At 65.8% G+C, this 18,207-nt stretch carries 18 protein-coding genes; 6 read left to right on the forward strand and 12 right to left on the reverse strand.

Going from position 1 to position 18,207, the window contains the following annotated elements; translation table 11 throughout:
- Positions 1 to 4: 4 nt before the first annotated feature.
- Positions 5 to 886, forward strand: coding sequence for a ParB/RepB/Spo0J family partition protein (locus MA07_RS09025; RefSeq protein WP_036349610.1), 882 nt, complete (start codon positions 5 to 7; stop codon positions 884 to 886).
- 213 nt (positions 887 to 1,099) lie between these two features.
- Here the strand turns inward: MA07_RS09025 and holA are convergent, their stop codons facing one another.
- The 3 genes from holA to leuS are packed head-to-tail and all read right to left on the reverse strand — an operon-like array spanning position 1,100 to position 5,268.
- Positions 1,100 to 2,119 carry a DNA polymerase III subunit delta gene (holA, locus tag MA07_RS09030; RefSeq protein WP_036349612.1) on the reverse strand — a complete coding sequence of 340 codons (1,020 nt, stop codon included), beginning with the start codon at positions 2,117 to 2,119 and terminating at the stop codon, positions 1,100 to 1,102.
- A 4-nt stretch (positions 2,120 to 2,123) separates the two neighbouring features.
- Positions 2,124 to 2,660, reverse strand: coding sequence for an LPS assembly lipoprotein LptE (gene lptE, locus MA07_RS09035; protein WP_036349615.1), 537 nt, complete (start codon positions 2,658 to 2,660; stop codon positions 2,124 to 2,126).
- A complete protein-coding gene (leuS, locus tag MA07_RS09040) occupies positions 2,647 to 5,268 on the reverse strand; it encodes a leucine--tRNA ligase (RefSeq protein WP_036349618.1) in 2,622 nt (873 codons plus the stop codon). Before leuS ends, lptE begins: the two co-directional genes overlap by 14 nt.
- A gap of 126 nt (positions 5,269 to 5,394) precedes the next feature.
- On the opposite strand from leuS, the gene MA07_RS09045 reads away from it, so the two are divergent.
- The gene (locus MA07_RS09045; protein ID WP_036349620.1) at positions 5,395 to 6,078 is read left to right on the forward strand and encodes a YggS family pyridoxal phosphate-dependent enzyme; all 684 of its coding nucleotides are present in this window, start codon (positions 5,395 to 5,397) and stop codon (positions 6,076 to 6,078) included.
- Between the two features lie 150 nt (positions 6,079 to 6,228).
- On the opposite strand, the gene MA07_RS09050 is transcribed toward MA07_RS09045, so the two are convergent.
- Complete coding sequence (locus MA07_RS09050; RefSeq protein WP_036349623.1) at positions 6,229 to 7,224, reverse strand: aldo/keto reductase; 996 nt, start codon at positions 7,222 to 7,224, stop codon at positions 6,229 to 6,231.
- Between the two features lie 118 nt (positions 7,225 to 7,342).
- Between MA07_RS09050 and MA07_RS09055 the strand changes: the two genes are divergently transcribed.
- Together MA07_RS09055 and MA07_RS09060 are read left to right on the forward strand one after the other, a co-directional pair.
- Entirely contained in the window at positions 7,343 to 8,278 is a 936-nt protein-coding gene (locus tag MA07_RS09055) for a LysR family transcriptional regulator (protein WP_036349626.1), read from the forward strand.
- 279 nt (positions 8,279 to 8,557) lie between these two features.
- Positions 8,558 to 10,072, forward strand: a complete 1,515-nt coding sequence (locus tag MA07_RS09060; RefSeq protein WP_036349629.1) for an ABC-F family ATP-binding cassette domain-containing protein — start codon at positions 8,558 to 8,560, stop codon at positions 10,070 to 10,072.
- A gap of 60 nt (positions 10,073 to 10,132) precedes the next feature.
- Here the strand turns inward: MA07_RS09060 and MA07_RS27650 are convergent, their stop codons facing one another.
- The 3 genes from MA07_RS27650 to MA07_RS09070 are packed head-to-tail and all read right to left on the reverse strand — an operon-like array spanning position 10,133 to position 11,507.
- Positions 10,133 to 10,576, reverse strand: a complete 444-nt coding sequence (locus tag MA07_RS27650; protein ID WP_160195409.1) for a hypothetical protein — start codon at positions 10,574 to 10,576, stop codon at positions 10,133 to 10,135.
- Positions 10,577 to 10,585: 9 nt separating this feature from the next.
- Positions 10,586 to 10,969 carry a hypothetical protein gene (locus tag MA07_RS27655; protein WP_052002979.1) on the reverse strand — a complete coding sequence of 128 codons (384 nt, stop codon included), beginning with the start codon at positions 10,967 to 10,969 and terminating at the stop codon, positions 10,586 to 10,588.
- Positions 10,970 to 10,973: 4 nt separating this feature from the next.
- Positions 10,974 to 11,507, reverse strand: coding sequence for a L,D-transpeptidase family protein (locus MA07_RS09070; RefSeq protein WP_036349632.1), 534 nt, complete (start codon positions 11,505 to 11,507; stop codon positions 10,974 to 10,976).
- A 235-nt stretch (positions 11,508 to 11,742) separates the two neighbouring features.
- Between MA07_RS09070 and MA07_RS09075 the strand changes: the two genes are divergently transcribed.
- Both MA07_RS09075 and MA07_RS09080 read left to right on the forward strand, forming a co-directional pair.
- A complete protein-coding gene (locus tag MA07_RS09075) occupies positions 11,743 to 12,429 on the forward strand; it encodes a response regulator transcription factor (RefSeq protein WP_036349635.1) in 687 nt (228 codons plus the stop codon).
- A 7-nt stretch (positions 12,430 to 12,436) separates the two neighbouring features.
- On the forward strand, positions 12,437 to 12,931 hold the full coding sequence (locus MA07_RS09080) for a Crp/Fnr family transcriptional regulator (RefSeq protein WP_036349638.1): 495 nt from the start codon (positions 12,437 to 12,439) through the stop codon (positions 12,929 to 12,931).
- Between the two features lie 13 nt (positions 12,932 to 12,944).
- On the opposite strand, the gene MA07_RS09085 is transcribed toward MA07_RS09080, so the two are convergent.
- From MA07_RS09085 to MA07_RS09105, 5 genes are all read right to left on the reverse strand, one after another.
- A complete protein-coding gene (locus MA07_RS09085) occupies positions 12,945 to 14,657 on the reverse strand; it encodes a methyl-accepting chemotaxis protein (protein WP_052002980.1) in 1,713 nt (570 codons plus the stop codon).
- 195 nt (positions 14,658 to 14,852) lie between these two features.
- On the reverse strand, positions 14,853 to 15,752 hold the full coding sequence (locus tag MA07_RS09090) for a Gfo/Idh/MocA family oxidoreductase (RefSeq protein ID WP_036349640.1): 900 nt from the start codon (positions 15,750 to 15,752) through the stop codon (positions 14,853 to 14,855).
- A gap of 40 nt (positions 15,753 to 15,792) precedes the next feature.
- On the reverse strand, positions 15,793 to 16,608 hold the full coding sequence (gene xth / locus MA07_RS09095) for an exodeoxyribonuclease III (RefSeq protein ID WP_036349643.1): 816 nt from the start codon (positions 16,606 to 16,608) through the stop codon (positions 15,793 to 15,795).
- A gap of 205 nt (positions 16,609 to 16,813) precedes the next feature.
- Positions 16,814 to 17,740 carry an outer-membrane lipoprotein carrier protein LolA gene (locus MA07_RS09100; protein WP_052002981.1) on the reverse strand — a complete coding sequence of 309 codons (927 nt, stop codon included), beginning with the start codon at positions 17,738 to 17,740 and terminating at the stop codon, positions 16,814 to 16,816.
- A 100-nt stretch (positions 17,741 to 17,840) separates the two neighbouring features.
- Positions 17,841 to 18,207 (reverse strand): DNA translocase FtsK (locus MA07_RS09105; RefSeq protein WP_036349645.1); only part of this gene is annotated, 367 nt, incomplete at its 5' end.

The following is an 18,207-nucleotide window of genomic DNA, read 5'->3' on the forward strand; positions in this document are numbered from 1 at the left end:
CGCAATGGCTAAAGAGATGAAATCGCTGGGCCGTGGACTGGCCGCCCTCATCGGCGAAGTGGGCGAGGAGATGGGCAATCTCGAGCGCAAGGGTTTTGTGCCGAAATCCGTGCCCGTCGAGTTCCTGCGTGCGAACCCGCGCAACCCGCGCAAGGTCTTCGACGACACGGACCTGAGTGAGCTGACCCAGTCGATCAAGGATCGCGGCATCATCCAGCCCATCGTCGTGCGACCGATCACGAACAGCACCGACCAATACGAGATCGTCGCCGGTGAACGCCGCTGGCGCGCAGCCCAGAAGGCCGGCCTGCATCGGGTGCCGGTGGTGGTCGTCCATATCGACGATAAGACTTCGCTCGAATATGCCATCCTCGAGAACGTCCAGCGCGCCGATCTCAACCCCATCGAGGAGGCGGAGGGCTACTCGCGCCTGATGGCCGAGTTCTCCTACACGCAGGAAAACCTGTCGAAGATCATCGGCAAGAGCCGCAGCCACATCGCCAACATGCTGCGCCTCACCGAGCTGCCGGCTCCGGTGCGCAAGCTGCTGATCGACCGCAAGCTCACGGCCGGCCACGGCCGCGCCCTGCTCTCCGTGACCGACCCGGTCCAGGTGGCCAAGCGCGTCATCGACGAGGGCATGAGCGTGCGCCAGGTGGAGGAGATCGCTCAGGGCGATACAGGCGCCTCATCGAAGGCGGCGGCGAAAGCCGGCAAGCCTGGCCCGGCGGAGAAGGACCCCGACACCCGCGCGCTCGAGAAGGCCCTGCAGGACGTGCTCGGCCTCACGGTCAGCATCGATCACAAGGGCCAGGGCGGCGAATTACGCATCAAGTACAAGACCTTGGACCAGCTCGACGGGCTGTGCCGCCGGTTGAATCCGTAGAGAGCCTGATCAAGCAGCTTCACGTCATCACCGGCCTTGTGCCGGTGATCTCGATTTGAGAGGTGCGGCACTCTTCAAAACGAGATGGCCGGGACGAGCCCGGCCATGACCGGAAGGGTGTCCATAGCGCTGAAGCTTCGGGGGGATTCCCTTCCTCTCCGCTGCGCTCCGACTGGGAATGACAATCCGGGATTTCCGGTTCTCAGCGTAACTCTACCGCCTTGCCGCCCTTGCAATATCGAGCAGGGTCTTGGCCGCGATGGTGTCGTCGAGAGCGGCCATGCGGCGGGTCTGGAGCAGGTTGGCTTGCAGCAGGGAGATGGCGTTTTTCAGGCTGTCGCCGGTCCAGCGCTGGAGGTGACGCTCGACCAGCGGTTTTCGCCGGAAATGCAGGCTGCGCATGGTCTCCATGACCGCCGGGATGGGGCGGCCTTCCTCGACGGAGATCCGGGCCGTCAGCAGCATCAGGGCATGGCGGAGCGCAGCACCAAGCAGTACGCCCGCATTCACACCCTCGGCCGCAAGACGCCGGGAGCCGGTCTCGAGGCCCGTGCCTTCGCCGGCAAAAGCGGCGTCGATCACCGCATCCATCGCGAGACTCGACACGTCGCTCATGATGGCGTCCACGTCGGCGAGCGTGATCTCCCGCTGGCCATGGGCATAGAGCATGAGCTTGTTGAGCTCTCCCCGGGTGGCGAGGCGGTCGCTGCCGAGGCTTGCGATCAAGGCGGTGCGGGCGTCGCGCTGGATCGAAAAGCCGCCGGCCTTCAGGGTCTCGTCCACCACCGCGCCGAGATTTCTGGCCTCGTCCGCATAGCAGGGCAGGGCAAGCGCCTTCTGCGAGCGCTCGCAGAGGGTGCGCAGCGGTGACGATTTCTGCAGGTCGCCGCCCTCGATGACGATCACCGTATCCTGCAGCTCGCCCTTCAAGACGGCGTCCACGGCCGGCGCTATGTTGCGCGAGGTGGATTTCACCCAGATGGCGCGCTTGCCCCCGAACAACCCCATGGTGCCGGCCTCGTCCGCCAGCCGTCCGGGATCGGCCGCGATGTCGTCGCCGTCGATGCGGATCATCTGGAACGGGTCGGAGGCATCGTCCACGGAGCGCTCGGCTACCATCCGGGCGCGCTCGTTGATGAGGCCCATGTCGGGCCCGTAGAACAGGAACAGGCCGATGCGCGGATCGGGGCGTCGCAGCGCTCCTTCCACGTCGCCTGCTTTGACGGCCACCATGATGTCAGGTTCGGGTGGCGAGCACCGCCGACAGCCGGGTTCTCACCTGGTCGGCCAGATCCTTGGACAGCCTGATCTCGGCATCGCGCGCCGCACGGATATTGGCGAAACGCTGCGGGAAGCGGTCGAAGCTCGCCGTGGAGGTGGCCGTGCCCTGGGTGATCACCGTGGCTCCGTCGAGGGTTGTCAGCGTATAGGTCAACGTTCCGCCGACGATCACGGAGCTTGCCGTGCCGTACTGCGTGTCGACAACCGGGCTTGTCTGCGATTTCGTGAAGGCGAGACGCAGGTTGTAGCGCTTAGGGATAGCCGATCCCGAGCCGTTCAGCGCATAGATCAGCTCGCTGCGCAGGTAATGTCCCGCATTGGCCAGCTGAGGCGGCCATTCCACCTCCGGCACATCGATGGAGGCAAGCTCCGTCTGGAGCGTCTGCCCCGAGGCCGTTGGGCCGTGAAGAGGCCGGAAGCAGGCGGACAAGCCTAGGGAGAGGCCTGCCACAAGAGCGACGTGGGCAAGGCCCTTCAGGTTAAGCGACGACATTCACGATCCTCTGGGGAACGACGATAATCTTGCGGGCAGGCTTGCCTTCCATGGCCTTCTGCACGGCCTCGAGAGCAAGCACGGCCGCCTCGACTGTAGCCTGATCCGCGTCGCGGGCAACCGTCACGTCGGCACGCTTCTTGCCGTTGACCTGCACCGGCAGGGTCACCGTGTCCTCGACCAGCAACGCGCGCTCCACCTGCGGCCACGGGGCGTCGGCCACGAGGCCGGATTGACCTAAGCCCTCCCAGCATTCCTCTGCCAGGTGAGGCATCATGGGGGCGAGCAGCTGCACGAAGATGCGCCCGGCTTCGGCAAAAGCCGCGGCCACGCCCGGCTCGTTGGCGCTCTTGGCCTGGTTCGCCAGATCCTGCAGGGAATTGGCCAGCTCGTAGAGATGGGCGACGCAGCGGTTGAAGCGCAGGCGCTCCACATCCTCCTCGACGGCGGCGAGCGCCCTGTGGGCAGCCTTGCGCACGGCGAGCGCAATCGGACCCTCGGCCGAAGCGCCATTGGAGCCTGCCATCCGGTCCGCGATCTCGCCGATCAGGCGCCACACGCGCTGGATGAAGCGGCCTGCACCCTGCACGCCCTCCTCGGTCCAGATCACGTCGCGCTCCGGCGGCGAGTCGGACAGCATGAACCAGCGGGCCGTGTCGGCGCCGTAGGATGCGATGATCTCGTCCGGATCGACGGTATTCTTCTTCGACTTCGACATCTTCTCAATGGAGCCGATCTCGATGGGAGCGCCGGTCTCTACATGGAAGGCTTTTCGCGTGTTGCCGTCGCTCTCGAAGCGCACGTCGGAGGGCAGCACCCAGGCGCCGCTCTGGTCCTTGTAGGTTTCGTGCACCACCATGCCCTGGGTGAACAGGCCGGCGAACGGCTCATCCAAGCCGGCATGGCCCGTCTTCTTCATCGCGCGGGTGAAGAAGCGCGAATAGAGCAGGTGCAGGATCGCGTGCTCGATGCCGCCGATATACTGATCGACCGGCAGCCAGGAATCCACGGTCGCGCGATCCGTCGGTTGCTCCGTCAGGGTCGGATCGGTGAAGCGGGCGAAGTACCAGGACGAATCCACGAAGGTGTCCATGGTGTCCGTCTCGCGCCGGGCCTTGGCGCCGCATTGCGGGCAGTCCACGTGCTTCCAGGTCGCGTGACGGTCGAGCGGGTTGCCCGGCACGTCGAAGGACACGTCCTCCGGCAGCACCACGGGCAGCTGATCCTTCGGCACCGGAACGACACCGCAGGCATCGCAATGGATGATCGGAATCGGGCAGCCCCAGTAGCGCTGGCGCGAGATGCCCCAGTCGCGCAGGCGGAAGTTCACCTTGCGCTCAGCCACAGAACGGTTGCCGCGGGTCTCGGCTTCCAGCCGGCGGGCGACCTCTTCTTTCGCCTCCGCGATGGTCATGCCATCGAGGAAGCGGGAATTGATCATCCGGCCTTCGCCGTCATAGGCCACGTCCGTGACCACGAAGGCGGCCGGGTCCACATCCGGCGGGCACACCACCGGCGTGTTGCCCAGGCCGTACTTGTTGACGAAGTCCAGGTCGCGCTGGTCGTGCGCCGGGCAGCCGAAGATGGCCCCGGTGCCGTATTCCATCAGGATGAAGTTCGCCACATAGACCGGCAGGGTCCAGTTCGGGTCGAACGGATGCTCGGCGCGGATGCCGGTGTCGAAGCCCAGCTTCTCCGCCTTGTCGATGGCCTCCTGGGCCGTGCCGACGCGCTTGCACTCCTCGATGAAGGCGGCAAGCTCCGGGTTCTTGTCGGCTGCGGCCTTCGCCAGCGGATGATCGGGCGCAACCGCCATGAACTTGGCGCCGAACAGGGTGTCCGGGCGCGTGGTGTAGATCTGCAGCTCAGTCTCGCCGTTCGGCACGGTCTCCGGCTTCAGGGCGAAGCGCACCAGCAGGCCTTCGGAGCGGCCGATCCAGTTGCGCTGCATCAGGCGCACCTTCTCGGGCCAGCGGTCCAGGGTATCGAGCCGATCGTCCAGATCCTGGGCGAAATCGGTGATCTTCAGGAACCACTGGGTCAGCTCGCGCTGCTCGACCAGGGCGCCCGAGCGCCAGCCGCGCCCGTCGATCACCTGCTCGTTGGCGAGCACCGTGTGATCCACCGGGTCCCAGTTCACCTTGGCCGTCTTGCGGTCGACGAGGCCGGCCTCCAGAAAGTCCAGGAACATGCGCTGTTGGTGGCGATAGTAGCTCGGGTCGCAGGTGGCGATCTCGCGGCTCCAGTCGATGGCCAGACCCATGCTCTGCAGCTGGGCGCGCATGGTGGCGATGTTCGCGTAGGTCCATTCCTTCGGGTGGACCTTGTTCTGCATGGCGGCGTTCTCGGCCGGCATGCCGAAGGCGTCCCAGCCCATCGGGTGGAGCACGTTGAAGCCTCTGGCCCGCTTGTAGCGCGCCACCACGTCGCCCATGGTGTAGTTGCGCACGTGGCCCATGTGGATGCGCCCCGACGGATAGGGGAACATCTCGAGCACGTAGTATTTCGGACGCGGGTCGTCGTTGCTGGTCTTGAACAGGTCGCGGTCGTTCCAGACCTTCCGCCATTTCAGCTCGGCTTCCTTGGCGTTGTAGCGCTCGGGCCTCATTTTTCTCAGATCATCCGTCGTTTAGAGATTCAAGCGGCTTGCGCCGCCACGTTGCGGCGGACTAGGACACAGCTCTCCGGCGCGGTCAACGGTTTCGCGTGTGCGAGATGATCTCGAGAGGATCCCATGAGCGAGAACGACGCAGTCGATGGCCTGAAGCAGGTGCAGGAAAGCATCCGGCGCTCCGCCTCCGATTACGACCGTGACCCTGCCTCCATCACCCTCGTGGCTGTTTCAAAAATCTTTCCAGCCGAGGTCATCGAGCCGGTGCTCGCCGCGGGGCAGCGGGTGTTCGGCGAGAACTACGTGCAGGAGGCGAAGGCCAAGTGGCCCGCTTTGCGCGAGCGCTACGCGGACGTGGAGCTGCACATGATCGGCCCGCTCCAGTCCAACAAGGCCAGGGAGGCCGTGGAGCTCTTCGACGTGATCCACACCCTCGACCGCCCGTCGCTCGCGGAGGCGCTGGCCAAGGAAATCGTCCGGCAAGGCAAGACACCGCGCCTGCTGGTGCAGGTGAACACCGGCGAGGAGCCGCAGAAGGGCGGGGTCATCCCCACCGAGATCGACGCCTTCCTCGATGCCTGCCGCAGCAAGTACGGCCTCACGATCGAAGGCCTCATGTGCATCCCGCCGGCCGAGGACCCGCCGTCGCCGCACTTCGCCCTCCTCAACACCATCGCCGGGCGGCATGGCTTGAAGGTGCTCTCCATGGGCATGAGCGCCGACTTCGATGCGGCGATCCAGCTGGGCGCCACCCATGTGCGGGTGGGCAGCGCGATCTTCGGGGCGAGACCGCGGCCGGCTCAGTAAGGCTGTTGGTCGGCGCCTTCACATGGCAGTCGGGCTTTGCCCTCTACGTCATGGCCGGTCTTGTGCCGGCCATCCCGATCCTGTGAAGCACAGCGCCCTTCGCATCGAGATCACCGACGCGAGGCCGGTGACGACGTGGAGGGACACGGATCAAACCCTCTCACTGTCCAGCATCGCCATCTGGGCGGCGGGATAGCGCTCGCCGGCGGCGGCTCCCTTCGGGACGACCCGCTCGATGACGGCAAGATCTTCTCTCGTCAGCGTCACATCGAGAGCGCCGAGGGCCTCGGCGAGCCGGTCGCGGCGGCGGGCGCCGATGAGGGGGACGATGTCCGCGCCCTGTGCCGCTACCCAGGCGATGGCGATCTGGGCTACACTCACGCCTTTGGCCTCTGCCAACCGGCGAAGCGCCTCCACCAGCTGGAGATTCTTCTCGACGTTGCCCTCTTGGAAGCGCGGGCTGTGGGTGCGGAAATCGCCGGGACCGATGCTCTCGCCCTGCCAGTGGCCACTGATCAGGCCGCGGGAGAGTACGCCATAGGCCGTGATGCCGATGCCGAGTTCGCGGCAGACGGGCAGGATGCTGTCCTCGATACCGCGCGAGATGAGGGAATACTCGATCTGCAGGTCGCAGATGGGATGCACGGCGGCGGCGCGGCGGATGGTATCGGGACCGACCTCGGACAGGCCGATATGGCGCACGTGGCCTGCCTTCACCATGTCGGCGATGGCCCCGATGGTCTCCTCGATCGGCACGTTCGGATCGAGCCGGGCCGGGCGATAGATGTCGATATAATCGACGCGCAAACGCTGCAGGGTATAGGCCAGGAAGCTCTTCACCGCCTGAGGCCGCGCATCGTAGCCAAGCCAAGCGCCACTTGGTTCGCGCATGGCGCCGAACTTCACGCTGATGAGCGCCTGATCGCGGCGCCGCCCCTGCAATGCCTCGCCGATCAGCATCTCGTTGTGGCCCATGCCATAGAAATCGCCTGTATCGAGCAGGGTGATGCCGGCCTCCAGAGCCGCATGGATGGTCGCGATGCTCTCCTGCCTGTCAGCCGGGCCGTACATGCCCGACATGCCCATGCAGCCGAGGCCGAGGGCTGAGACGGAAAGGCCGGTTTGTCCGAGACGACGCTGTCGCATGGTGTGATCTCCTCAAATATCGGGCCAGCTCTGTGGGCTGGCATGAACGGATCATGGCCGCTTCCCGCTCGTGCGATAATCCGTCATAACCGGAACAGCCTGTTTGGATTTTCGAACAATGACCGATGTGGATCTGGCGGATCTTGATGCCTTTGCGGCGGTAGCCCGCGCCCGCTCTTTCCGGAGCGTCGCGCGTCTGCGCGGGGTCTCGGCCTCGTCCTTGAGCGAGGCGCTGCGTCGCCTCGAAGCGCGGCTTGGGGTCCGCCTGCTCAACCGCACCACCCGCAGCGTCACGCCCACGGAAGCAGGTCAACGGCTGCTGGAGCGTCTCGCCCCGGCGCTCGGCGAGGTGTCTGCCGCACTTGAGGCCGTGAACGATTTTCGCGACTCGCCGACCGGGACCCTGCGCCTCAACGTACCGACCGCCGTGGCTCGCCTGGTGCTTCCGTCCATCATCGGCCCGTTCCTGGCCGCTCATCCCGGCATCAGTCTGGAGGTGGCGACCGACGACACCTTCGTCGACGTGCTGGCGGCGGGCTTCGATGCGGGAATCCGCTACGACGAGCGGCTGGAAAAGGACATGATCGCCGTGCCCATCGGCCCCAGGGTGCAGCGATTCATGGTTGCCGCTTCACCCGCCTATCTCGATGCGCACGGGCGGCCCGAACATCCGAAGGATCTGCTCACCCATGTCTGCATCCGCCACCGCTTCACCAGCGGTGTGATGCACCCCTGGGAATTCGAGCGCGACGGCGAGATCGTGAAAATCGGTCCCACGGCTCGGGTGATCGCCAACAACATCGACCTGGAGATCGCCGCCGCGATCCAGGGCCTCGGACTGATCGCCACCTTCGCAGGATTTCTGGAAAGCGAGTTGAAGAGCGGTGCCCTGGAGCCGGTGCTGGAGGATTGGCTGCAGCCTTTCTCGGGACCTTTCCTCTACTATCCCAGCCGCCGTCACATGCCTGCACCCCTGCGCGCCTTCGTTGATTACATCAAGCGGAGGCCGGAGCTAGGAGCTGGCGCCGTTGCATCCGCGGCCCATTCCGGTTAAGTTTGAGAAATCGATCCACGTTCGAACCAGGGAGGGCTGCATGATTGAAGCGATGCATCAACGCACGTTCGGCCCTGGGCACGCCCTGCAGCAGGTTGTTGCAGGGCCGGCCATCGAACGGATCTGACGGTCTCTCAACCGTCCTCATCTCATTCTGGTCAGCTCTGAACGGCTTTTCGCGCCCAGGCTCCGCAAGGATCCGACGCGTCTGACACGTTCACGATTTTTCGCGCTCCTTGAGGCCTTTGGCCTGAGCGCGCTGCACCAGAGATTCACCCCATGTCTTCCTTAAGCCTTCGCAATGTCGGCGTCGTTGCCCACACGCCCCTGTTCCAGAACCTGAACCTCGTCATCGGCGAGGGCGACCGCCTCGGTCTCGTGGCGGCCAATGGTGCGGGCAAATCCACTCTCCTGAAATGCCTCGCGGGCCTGATCGAGCCAACGCACGGGGATATCGTACGCTCGCGGGGCCTGCGCGTGGCCCTCGTGGAACAGGACGTGCCGGCCAATCTCCTCGACCTGTCCTTCCACGATGCCCTATACCGGGCGCTCCCCACGGACGAGCGGGAGAGCCAGGGATGGCGCGTCGACATGGTGCTCGACGAATTCGACACGCCGGCCGATCTGCGCACCCTGCCCATGCGGGCGCTCAGCGGCGGATGGCAGCGGCTGGCGCTCATCGCCCGCGCCTGGATCACCGAGCCCGACATCCTGCTGCTGGACGAGCCCACGAACCACCTCGACCTCGAGAAGCTGTTCAAGCTCGAATCATGGATCAAGACGGCGGGCTATACAGCCCCCATCGTGGTGGCGAGCCACGACCGCGATTTCCTCGATGCCTGCACCAGCAAGACGCTTTTCTTGAGACCGGAGGAATCCATCTCCTTTGCGCATCCCTACCGGCGCGCCCGCGATCTGCTGGAGGCGCACGATGCGTCAGCCCAGGCGCAGCGGGAGAAGACCCTGCGCGAGGTGAAGCGCCTGCGCCAGAGCGCGCAAGAACTCCGCAACGTGGGGATCAACAGCGGCAGCGATGCGGCGCAGATCAAATCAGCGCAGATCAAGCGCCGGGCTGATGCTTTGGAGCAAACGGCACGCTCCCTGCACAGGGAACGGCCCGGCGAGATCCGGCTCGGCAATCGCGGCACCCATGCGCGGGTGCTGGTGGCGCTGGAGAACGTGACGGTCGAGGCGCCGGACGGGCGCAGGCTCTTTACGGTCCCCAAGCTCGAGGTGGCGCAGGGCGACCGCATCGTGGTGCTGGGCCGCAACGGGGCCGGCAAGTCGCAAGCCATTCGCCTGCTGCACCGGGCGATGAACGAGCCCGACGGCTTGCCCGGCATCCGGGTGAGCCCGAGCCTTGCGCTGGGCTACGTGGACCAGGACATGCGCCAGCTGCCCGATAAAGCGACGGCGCACGACTTCATCCTGTCGCGGTTTCGGCTGGGCGATCAGCGCAGCCGCGCGGTTCTGGCGGAGGCGGGCTTTTCCATAGAGCGGCAGGGGCTGCCGATCGCCAGGCTGTCGCCGGGCCAGAAGGCGCGGCTCGGGCTCCTGGCGCTGCGCCTCTCCGAGCCGAATTTTTATCTGATGGACGAGCCCACCAACCACGTGGACATTCCGGGCCGCGAGCAGCTGGAGGCCGAGATCCTCGATGCGGAAGCCACCTGCATCGTGGTCTCCCACGACCGCAGCTTCGTGACTGCCATCGGCACCCGCTTCCTGCTCATCGACAAGGGCAGGCTGCGGGAGATCGACGGGCCGGAAGAGTTTTATGAGACGATGCAGGGGTAACGGATCCTGCCCGGTTCACCACGTCATGCCCGGCACAAGGCCGGGCATGACGGCGGGCGGTTACCCAAGCCTCTGAAGCACAGCCCGGGCCATTACATCCGCGCTGCCGGGGGCAAACTCGAGATAGAGATACGGATCGATCAGCTCCAGCTCCATCAGCATGAAACTGTCCCCCCGCACGAGGCCGTCGACGCGGGCGTAAAGCGGCGCCTGCGGCAGGAAATCGACGTAGGCCTGCGCCGTGTCGATCACATCCCGGCTCACCTCCACGCGTTCATAGGTGGTGCCGTATTGCGCATTCGCCCGCCATTCTCCGGGTCTGAGCACACGGCGCACCGCGTGGGAGAACGCGCCTTCGATGAAGGTCATGGTGGTCTCGCCGAGCGCGCCGATATCGCGTTGATATTCCTGCAGCAGCATTTCGCCCGTGGGCCACTGATCCATATTCGACCAATCGATCTTCCGGACACCGTGCCCGCTCTGGCTCGAGACCGGTTTCGCCACGGCCACGGATCAGCCTTCCGCCTCCATGTGCTGCGCGATCATCTCACGGCTGGCGTCCGGCAGGTGGAAGGTCTTCGGCACGGCCAACCCTGCCGCGGCTAGCTCCAGCAGATAGGTCTTGCGAAAATTCCAACGCAGCAGCTCGGGCGGGTTGAGCAGCCTTGCGCCTTTCGCTTCCAGCGCATCGATCCAGGCGAGGAAGCGCCCAGGATCGTCATAATAATCCCAGCAGCACAGGGGCAGCACCGCGTCCGTACCAATGAAGGTCTCCAGCGCGGTCGTCTTCCAGGGCAGATAGTCCGCTTCCATGCCCTGCGCCCTCAAGGCGCTCACCATGGCTTCGAGGTTCGGCGTCGGGTGCGGATATTCGGAACAGGTGGCGATCAGGATCATGCGGTCAGCCTAGGATTTCGATCCGTGTGTTCGGCCCGATCCGCTCCAGGAGCCGCCGGATCATGCGGCGCTCCACGGCCACGCAGCCCTCCGTGGGCAGGAAGCCCGGGCGGGCGAGGTGGAGGAAGATGGCGCTGCCGCGGCCCTTGATGGTGGGGCCGCGGTTCCAGGCGATGTCGAGCACCACGTCGTAGAGGTGATCGTCCCGCCACATCCTTTCATGGCTTGTCGGGCAGGGCAGGGGGACGAGGCGGTTGTAGCGGCGGTCTCGCACGTCGTCGGACCAGCCGTCATTGGGGCTGATCGCTCTCAAGGGCAGGCCGGTTCGGGGGCGGGGCCCGTGGTCGGCGCGGTAGAAGGCCTGAAGGATCCGGAAGCGCCCCACGGGCGAAGCGCCGTCGCCCTCGCGCTTCGCATGGCTCGTGCCGGAGCGGCCGAGCGCACACGGAATCACGAGGTTGCCCGCCTGCAGGCGCCCGCGCCGGTGGTCGAGCGGGGAGCGGAAAACACGGATAACATTGACGCGAGACTGTTTCATCGGCAGTGGAAGGGCCTTGGGCACCCCTTGTTGTCAAGCTGGGAATGACTACTCTTATGCGTCGAACATGATCCGAAGCTCAAGGCTCGCGCCGGCATATCAGGCCAGGCGGCGATATTCGATCCGGATCATGAACGGCGACAAGGGGCGAACGAACCGGCTTGAGGGTTGAGGGTTTCTTCGCTTTCGAAGGTCGCTCCAGCCACTACGCAGTTCATCGTGTGAAGGGTTTCAGATGTCGAATGCCAGCCGCCTCCTCGTCGTCGATGACGATCAGGATCTGCGCGACACCCTAGCCGAACAGCTCGGATTCCATGACGAGTTCCAGGTCACCATCGCGGAGACGGCCACCGGCGCCATCGAAGCCGTGAAGGGCGACCGGATCGATCTCGCCATCATGGACGTGGGCCTGCCCGACATGGATGGGCGCGAGGCCGTCAAGGTCATGCGCCAGAACGGCTTCCGCAGCCCGATCATCATGCTCACCGCGCAAGGGTCGGAAACCGATACCGTGATGGGCCTGGAGGCTGGCGCCAACGACTACGTGGTCAAGCCCTTCAAGTTCGCCGTGCTGCTCGCCCGCATCCGGGCGCAGCTGCGCCAGTACGAGGCGAGCGAGGACGCGGTGTTCCAGATTGGGCCCTACATCTTCCGCCCGGGCTCCAAGATGCTCACCACCGAGAAGGGCTCGAAGCTCAAGCTGACGGAAAAGGAGACGGCGATCCTGCGCTATCTCTATCGTGCCGGCCAGGCCGTGGTCGGGCGCGACACCCTGCTCACCGAGGTGTGGGGCTACAATTCCAACGTCACCACCCACACGCTGGAAACGCATATCTACCGGCTGCGCCAGAAAATCGAGACCGATCCGTCGAACGCCAGCATCCTGGTGACGGAGCCGGGCGGCTACAAGCTGATCCCTTAGAACACCCATGGCGCTCGAAGACGACATTGCGACCTTAAGCCAGGCTCCGCTGTTCAACCTGCTGGAGAAGGATGCCCTGCGCCTCGTCGCCTTCGCGTCGGAGAGCCGCACGTACCGCGAAGGCGATGTGCTGTTCAAGAAAGGCGACCGGTCCGACGGCGGCTATGTGGTGACCCGCGGATCCATCGCGCTCGACGCCGCCGAGGATGGCTCGCCGGCGGCCTTCGTGGCCGGCACCGGGGCGCTGATCGGGCAGGCCGCCCTGTTCGCCCGCATCGAGCGCCGCGCCACCGCCACCGCGCAGGAGCCCTCCGCCATCATCCGCGTGACGCCGAGCCTCATGCGCCGGGTTCTGGAGGAATTCCCGGACGCGGCCGCCGCGATCCACGACGCCATGGCGGACGAACTGACCCGCCTCACGGAAGGCCTGGAGCGCGTGCGCCAGCAGCTTCTGGCCATCGACGGCGACGACGATCCGGCCGTCCCGCAGGAGGGCAAGTGAGGGGTTTACCCCCTCACGCCGCCTTGACGTCGGACAGGAAGACATCGACCTCGCGGGAGAGGTTCTCGGCATAGCGGGCAAGCTCCTGCGCCGCGTCCAGCACCTGAACCGCCGCAGCGCCCGTCTCGCCTGCACCTTCCTTCACGCTGTCGATGCTCCCGGTCACCTGGCTAGTGCCGCGGGCGGCCTCCTGGACGCTGCGGGAGATTTCGCTCGTCGTTGCGCCCTGCTCCTCCATGGCGGCGGCGATGCCGGTGGAGATGTTGGAGATCTGATCGATGACGGTCTGGATGCCATGAATGGCATCCACCGCCTCCTGCGTGGCGCCCTGGATCTGGGCGATCTGCGAGCCGATCTCCTCCGTGGCCTTGGCGGTCTGGGTGGCCAGGTTCTTCACCTCGGAGGCCACGACCGCGAAGCCCTTGCCGGCCTCGCCGGCGCGGGCCGCCTCGATGGTGGCGTTGAGCGCCAGCAGGTTGGTTTGCGCTGCCAGATTGTTGATCAGCGTCACCACGTCGCCGATGCGCTCGGCGCCGCTGGAGAGAGCCTGCACGATGCCGTTGGTGCGCTTGGCGCTCTCGACGGCCTCGAACGAGATCTGCGACGACTGGGTGACCTGCCGGGCGATCTCGCGGATCGAGATCGACATCTCCTCGGTGGCGGCTGCCACCGTCTGCACGCTGCCCGAGGTCTGCTCGGCCGCGGCCGCCACGCTGACGGATTGCTGGTTGGTCCGCTCGGCCGTGGCCGTCATGGTCTGGGCGGTGGCCTCCATCTGCGATGCGGCGGTGGCGAGCCCCTGCGTCAGGGCCGACACATTGGCCTCGAACTGGCGGGTCAGGCCGTCCAGCTTCAGGGCGCGCTGCATCTTGGCATCGCTCTCGGCGGCCTGCTCGTCCGCGAGCCGCTGACGTTCGACCGTGTTCTCGCGGAAGATCTCCACCGCGCGGGCCATCGCGCCGATCTCGTTCTTCGAGGCGAGGTAGGGAACCGTCACGGACGTGTCGCCATGGGCCAGGCCGTTCATGGCCGCGGCGAGCTTCGGAATCGGCCGGAACAGCATCCGGCCGGAGACGATCGCCGCCAGGGTCAGCACGAGGACGGTTGCCAGAGAGACCATCCCCATCTGCCACATGAGGCTGTTCGCCGAAGCTTCGAGCGCGGTGACCTGGAACCCGCTGCCGAGAACGCCGAGCACCTGTCCGCTCTGGCCGAAGACGGGCAGGTTCACCAGGAGGTAGTCGCCGCCCAGAATCTTGGCCTGGCCCACATAGGTGCCGCCGGCCGAGACGATCGGGAATACCACGCCCTTGCGGTCCATGGCCGTGCCGACCGCGCGTGTTCCGTCGGGGTTGCGCATGTTGGTGGCCCGGCGGATGAAGTCTCCGGTAGCCTTGTCCTTGACGAACAGGGTCGCCGGCGCCTGTGTCGCCTCGGCGATCCGGTCGGCGAGCTCGTCGCTGTAGAACACCGCATCGTCATTCACCGTGATGCCGGTGATCGCGCCCGTGCCGTCCTTCTTGACGGTCAGGCTGTCGATGGAGCCGCGCAGGATGCCGACAAAGGTCCGCACATTGGATTGCAGCTGCGCCAGCGCCTTGGTCTGAACATCCGAGCGGGTCTGAAGGGACACGACCGCGAAGAGGGCGGCGGCGGTCATCACGACGAAGGCCACCATGGCGGCGGTTGTGAGATGGGAGAGTTTCCGGTTGGCGAGGAACTGCACGGCTATTTACCTTAGGGAAAGTTGTGCAGCCTGTTTCGCAAACGGCGGTTAACAACCCGTCAAAGGCGGCAGCGAACCTTCTATTATCGTTGCGTGATTCCGAACCTCGACCCGCTCGCTGCTGGTGGAGATCGCGCAGGCCGCAGCCATCCGGATGCCGGAAGCTCACTCACCGAGGACGAGGCGTGCGAGACCCTACGATCTCAGAATCTCTTCGATGAGCGATACGACCTGGGCTGCTTCCTCGAAGGTCGCGAGCCGGTTGGGGCGGCCGTCCAGAAGCAGGGCCAGCTCCGCGATCTGCCGGGCATCGGCCCGAACGGGTGCAATGTCGCCGCTCTCGTGGGTCAGGCGGTACCACTCGCTCATGACGGCCGAGCTGCGGGAGCCCTTCACCTCGAACCGGTTGAACTCGTCCTGGTCGCCGTCCACGGCGGCATCGATGGTCATGGTGGCTGACGCGAACCGGAGCACGGCATGGACCCGGGTTTCCGTGCCCATGGGGCCGCGCTCGACCGTGCATTCCGTGAGGCGCCCCGGGCCGAACAGGCGCAGGGCAAGGAAGGCGAAGTGGGAAACCACTTCCCGGGTGAAGCCGCCCTGCTCGGGGCCGGCGAGCCATGAGGCGGCGCCCTGCTGCCACTCCCTGGGCCATTGCCGGAAGCGCAGGGTCAGATGGGCCGACAGGTTGTCACCGAGAGCCCCGGTGTCGACCAGTTCCTTCAAGCGGACGGCAGCCGGAGCAGTGGCGAAGGGAAAGTTGACGGCCGCCGGAATGCCTGCCCGCGCAACCGCATCGACGCAGGCCCGGGCCGATTCCGGCGATGCCGCGAGCGGCTTCTCGCACAGGAGCGCCTTGCCCGCATTCGCCACAGCCCTGACGATCCCCTCGTGCGTGAGTGGAGGCGTCGCCACGTAGACGCAGCCGACAGCAGGGTTGCCGACCAGTTCGGCGACGCTGCCGGCCATCGGGATCACGGCGTCCGTTGCCGCCGGATCGTAGGCTGCCACGATCGTGAAGGCGGGATTCGCCCCGATGCTGTCCGCAAGTCGCCGGCCCATCGTGCCGAGACCGACAATTCCAATGCCATACATGAGCAGAATCCGCCGAGAGTGTGAAGGTTGGACGCGCTGCCTACAGCTCCAGCACCGCCGTCACCGGCGCATGATCCGAGGGACGCTCCCAGCCGCGGGTGTCGCGGGTGACGTCGACGGTGCGAAGGGTGTCCTTCAGACCCTTCGACAGCCAGATGTGGTCGAGCCGCCGGCCCTTGTCGGCGGCGGCCCAGTCCGGCGAGCGGTAGCTCCACCAGGAATAGATCTTTTCGGGCTCGGGCCGCAGAACGCGCATCGCGTCGATCCACTCCGCCTCCTGGCGCAGCTCCTCGAACATCTCGGTCTCCACCGGGGTGTGGCTCACCACGTCGAGCAACTGCTTGTGGCTCCACACATCGTGTTCGAGAGGCGCCACGTTGAGGTCGCCGACAAGGATCGCCGGTCCCGCAGCCGGCTTCTCTTTGCTGCCCCAGGAGCGCATCTCAGCCATGAAGTCGAGCTTGTGCTTGAATTTCTCGTTGATCTCGGGATCCGGAATGTCGCCGCCGGCCGGGACGTAGAAGTTATGGATCGTGAGCCCCGCCGCGGCCTTGGCCTCGCGGCTCAAGGTCACGGTGATGTGGCGGGCATCCTGGCGGCCGCACATCTCCATCACGCTGGTCTCGGCAAATGGATAGCGGGACAAGATCGCCACGCCGTTGTAGCCCTTCTGGCCCATATGGACCACGAAGGGATAGCCGAAGGCCTGCAGGTCCTTCAGGGGCAGCTTGTCGTTCGGGCACTTGGTCTCCTGCAGGCACAGGATGTCCGGGCGGCGCTCCTTGAGGAAGCGGCCCACCTGATCGATGCGCAGGCGAACGGAATTGATGTTCCAGGTCGAGACGGTCAGTTGCACGGCGAGAGGCCCTTCGGGAGAAGATCCCTTCCGGCTACGACAGATTCGGGCGGGAGGGAAGAGCAGCTCGTGTCATCCCCGGCGGTCCGAAGGACCGGGAAGGGGATCCAGTCTTACGCGCGGCGCTATGGATTCCCTTCCCCTCCGATGGCTGCGCCATCTCCGGCCGGGAATGACACTGGGTCCCCGAATTCGCAGCGGTTGATTACCGGTTGTTACCCGCGCCGATGACGGCCTCGTACTGGATCTTGAACAGATCCTGGTCGATCCGGCGGCCCCGTTCGACCTTGTCGAGCACCACCATGGTCTGGAAGCCCTGGGCGTCGATGATGCGCCACTGGTTCATGCTCTCCACCTGAGGGTCGAAATAGAGCGTGATCCGGGAGGTGCCGCCCAGCGTCGAGGAATCCTCCAGGTTGATCCGCACCGCATTGCCGTCATTGGTGATGCCGGTGATCTTGATGTCCTGGCCGAGATTGACCCGCTCGCGCAGGAGGAATTTCAGGGGCGTCTGCGAGATGGAATAGAGGTCCTGCGTCGCGAGCTTGCGGTCGCGCACCGCCACCGAGCGGCCGTCGGCGATCACCTGGAGGGTGGCCGGCGGATCGTACTCGAACCGCACCTTGCCGGGCCGCTGGAGATAGAGGGTGCCGCCCTGCCGGCGCCCGTCGCCGCCGACCTGGGTGAAGTCCGCCACCATGGTGTTCAGATTGGTGAAGAAGGCGTTGGCGCGCTCCACCACCACGCTGTTGGGCAGGGGCTGGTTGAGGGCCACCGGAACCGCCGAGGCGGTCACGATGGGCTTTGGCGCGATCACGATAGGCTCAGGGGCTGCCTCGGGCATCTCCATGACCGGGCGGCTCGGCGGCAGAGGGGCCGTCGCGGCGAGCACCTGCTCCGCATTGGCAGGCCTGGGGATCACCGGCCGGGCCGGCTGAGCCGCGTGGTGCGGGGATCCCGCATGATGGAAGGAGGCGGTCGGCAGGGGCGCGGCCGTGCGGCTGAAGCCGTGGACGGCAGGCCGCGCGGGCGGAAGGATCATCTCGATCGGCAGCGTCTGCCCCATGGCCGGCAGGATGCCCGCGCAGGCGGACAGGGCCGTAACCAAAGTGACGAGGGGGAGGGGACGCATCCGAAGAATCTCCTGACCGGAACGATTATGACTGTGGCTTGGCCATCGCACATGGCTCAACAATGACGCAGGGCCGCGGCCAAGGTTCCAGGTACGGGATTTAATCCTCTCCTGCCCCATGAGGTTCAAGCAGGATTTCGCGTTTACCGGCGTGGTTTGCTGGTCCGACGATGCCCTCCTGCTCCATGCGCTCCATGAGCGAGGCCGCCCGGTTGTAGCCGATCTGCAGCCGGCGCTGGATGTAGGATGTGGATGCCTTCTTGTCCCGCAGCACCACCGCCACCGCCTGGTCGTACAGGTCGCCTCCGGGTGCCCCGAACTCGCCCTGGTCGAACACCGGCGTGTCGGCTGAAGCAGCGCCCTCGTCCTCCTCGGCCGTGACCGCCTCCAGATACTGCGGCCGCCCCTGGCGCTTGAGGTGCGCCACCACCTTCTCCACCTCCTCGTCCGAGCAGAACGGCCCGTGC

It is taken from the genome of Microvirga sp. BSC39 (genome assembly GCF_000739015.1).
Lineage (GTDB): Bacteria > Pseudomonadota > Alphaproteobacteria > Rhizobiales > Beijerinckiaceae > Microvirga.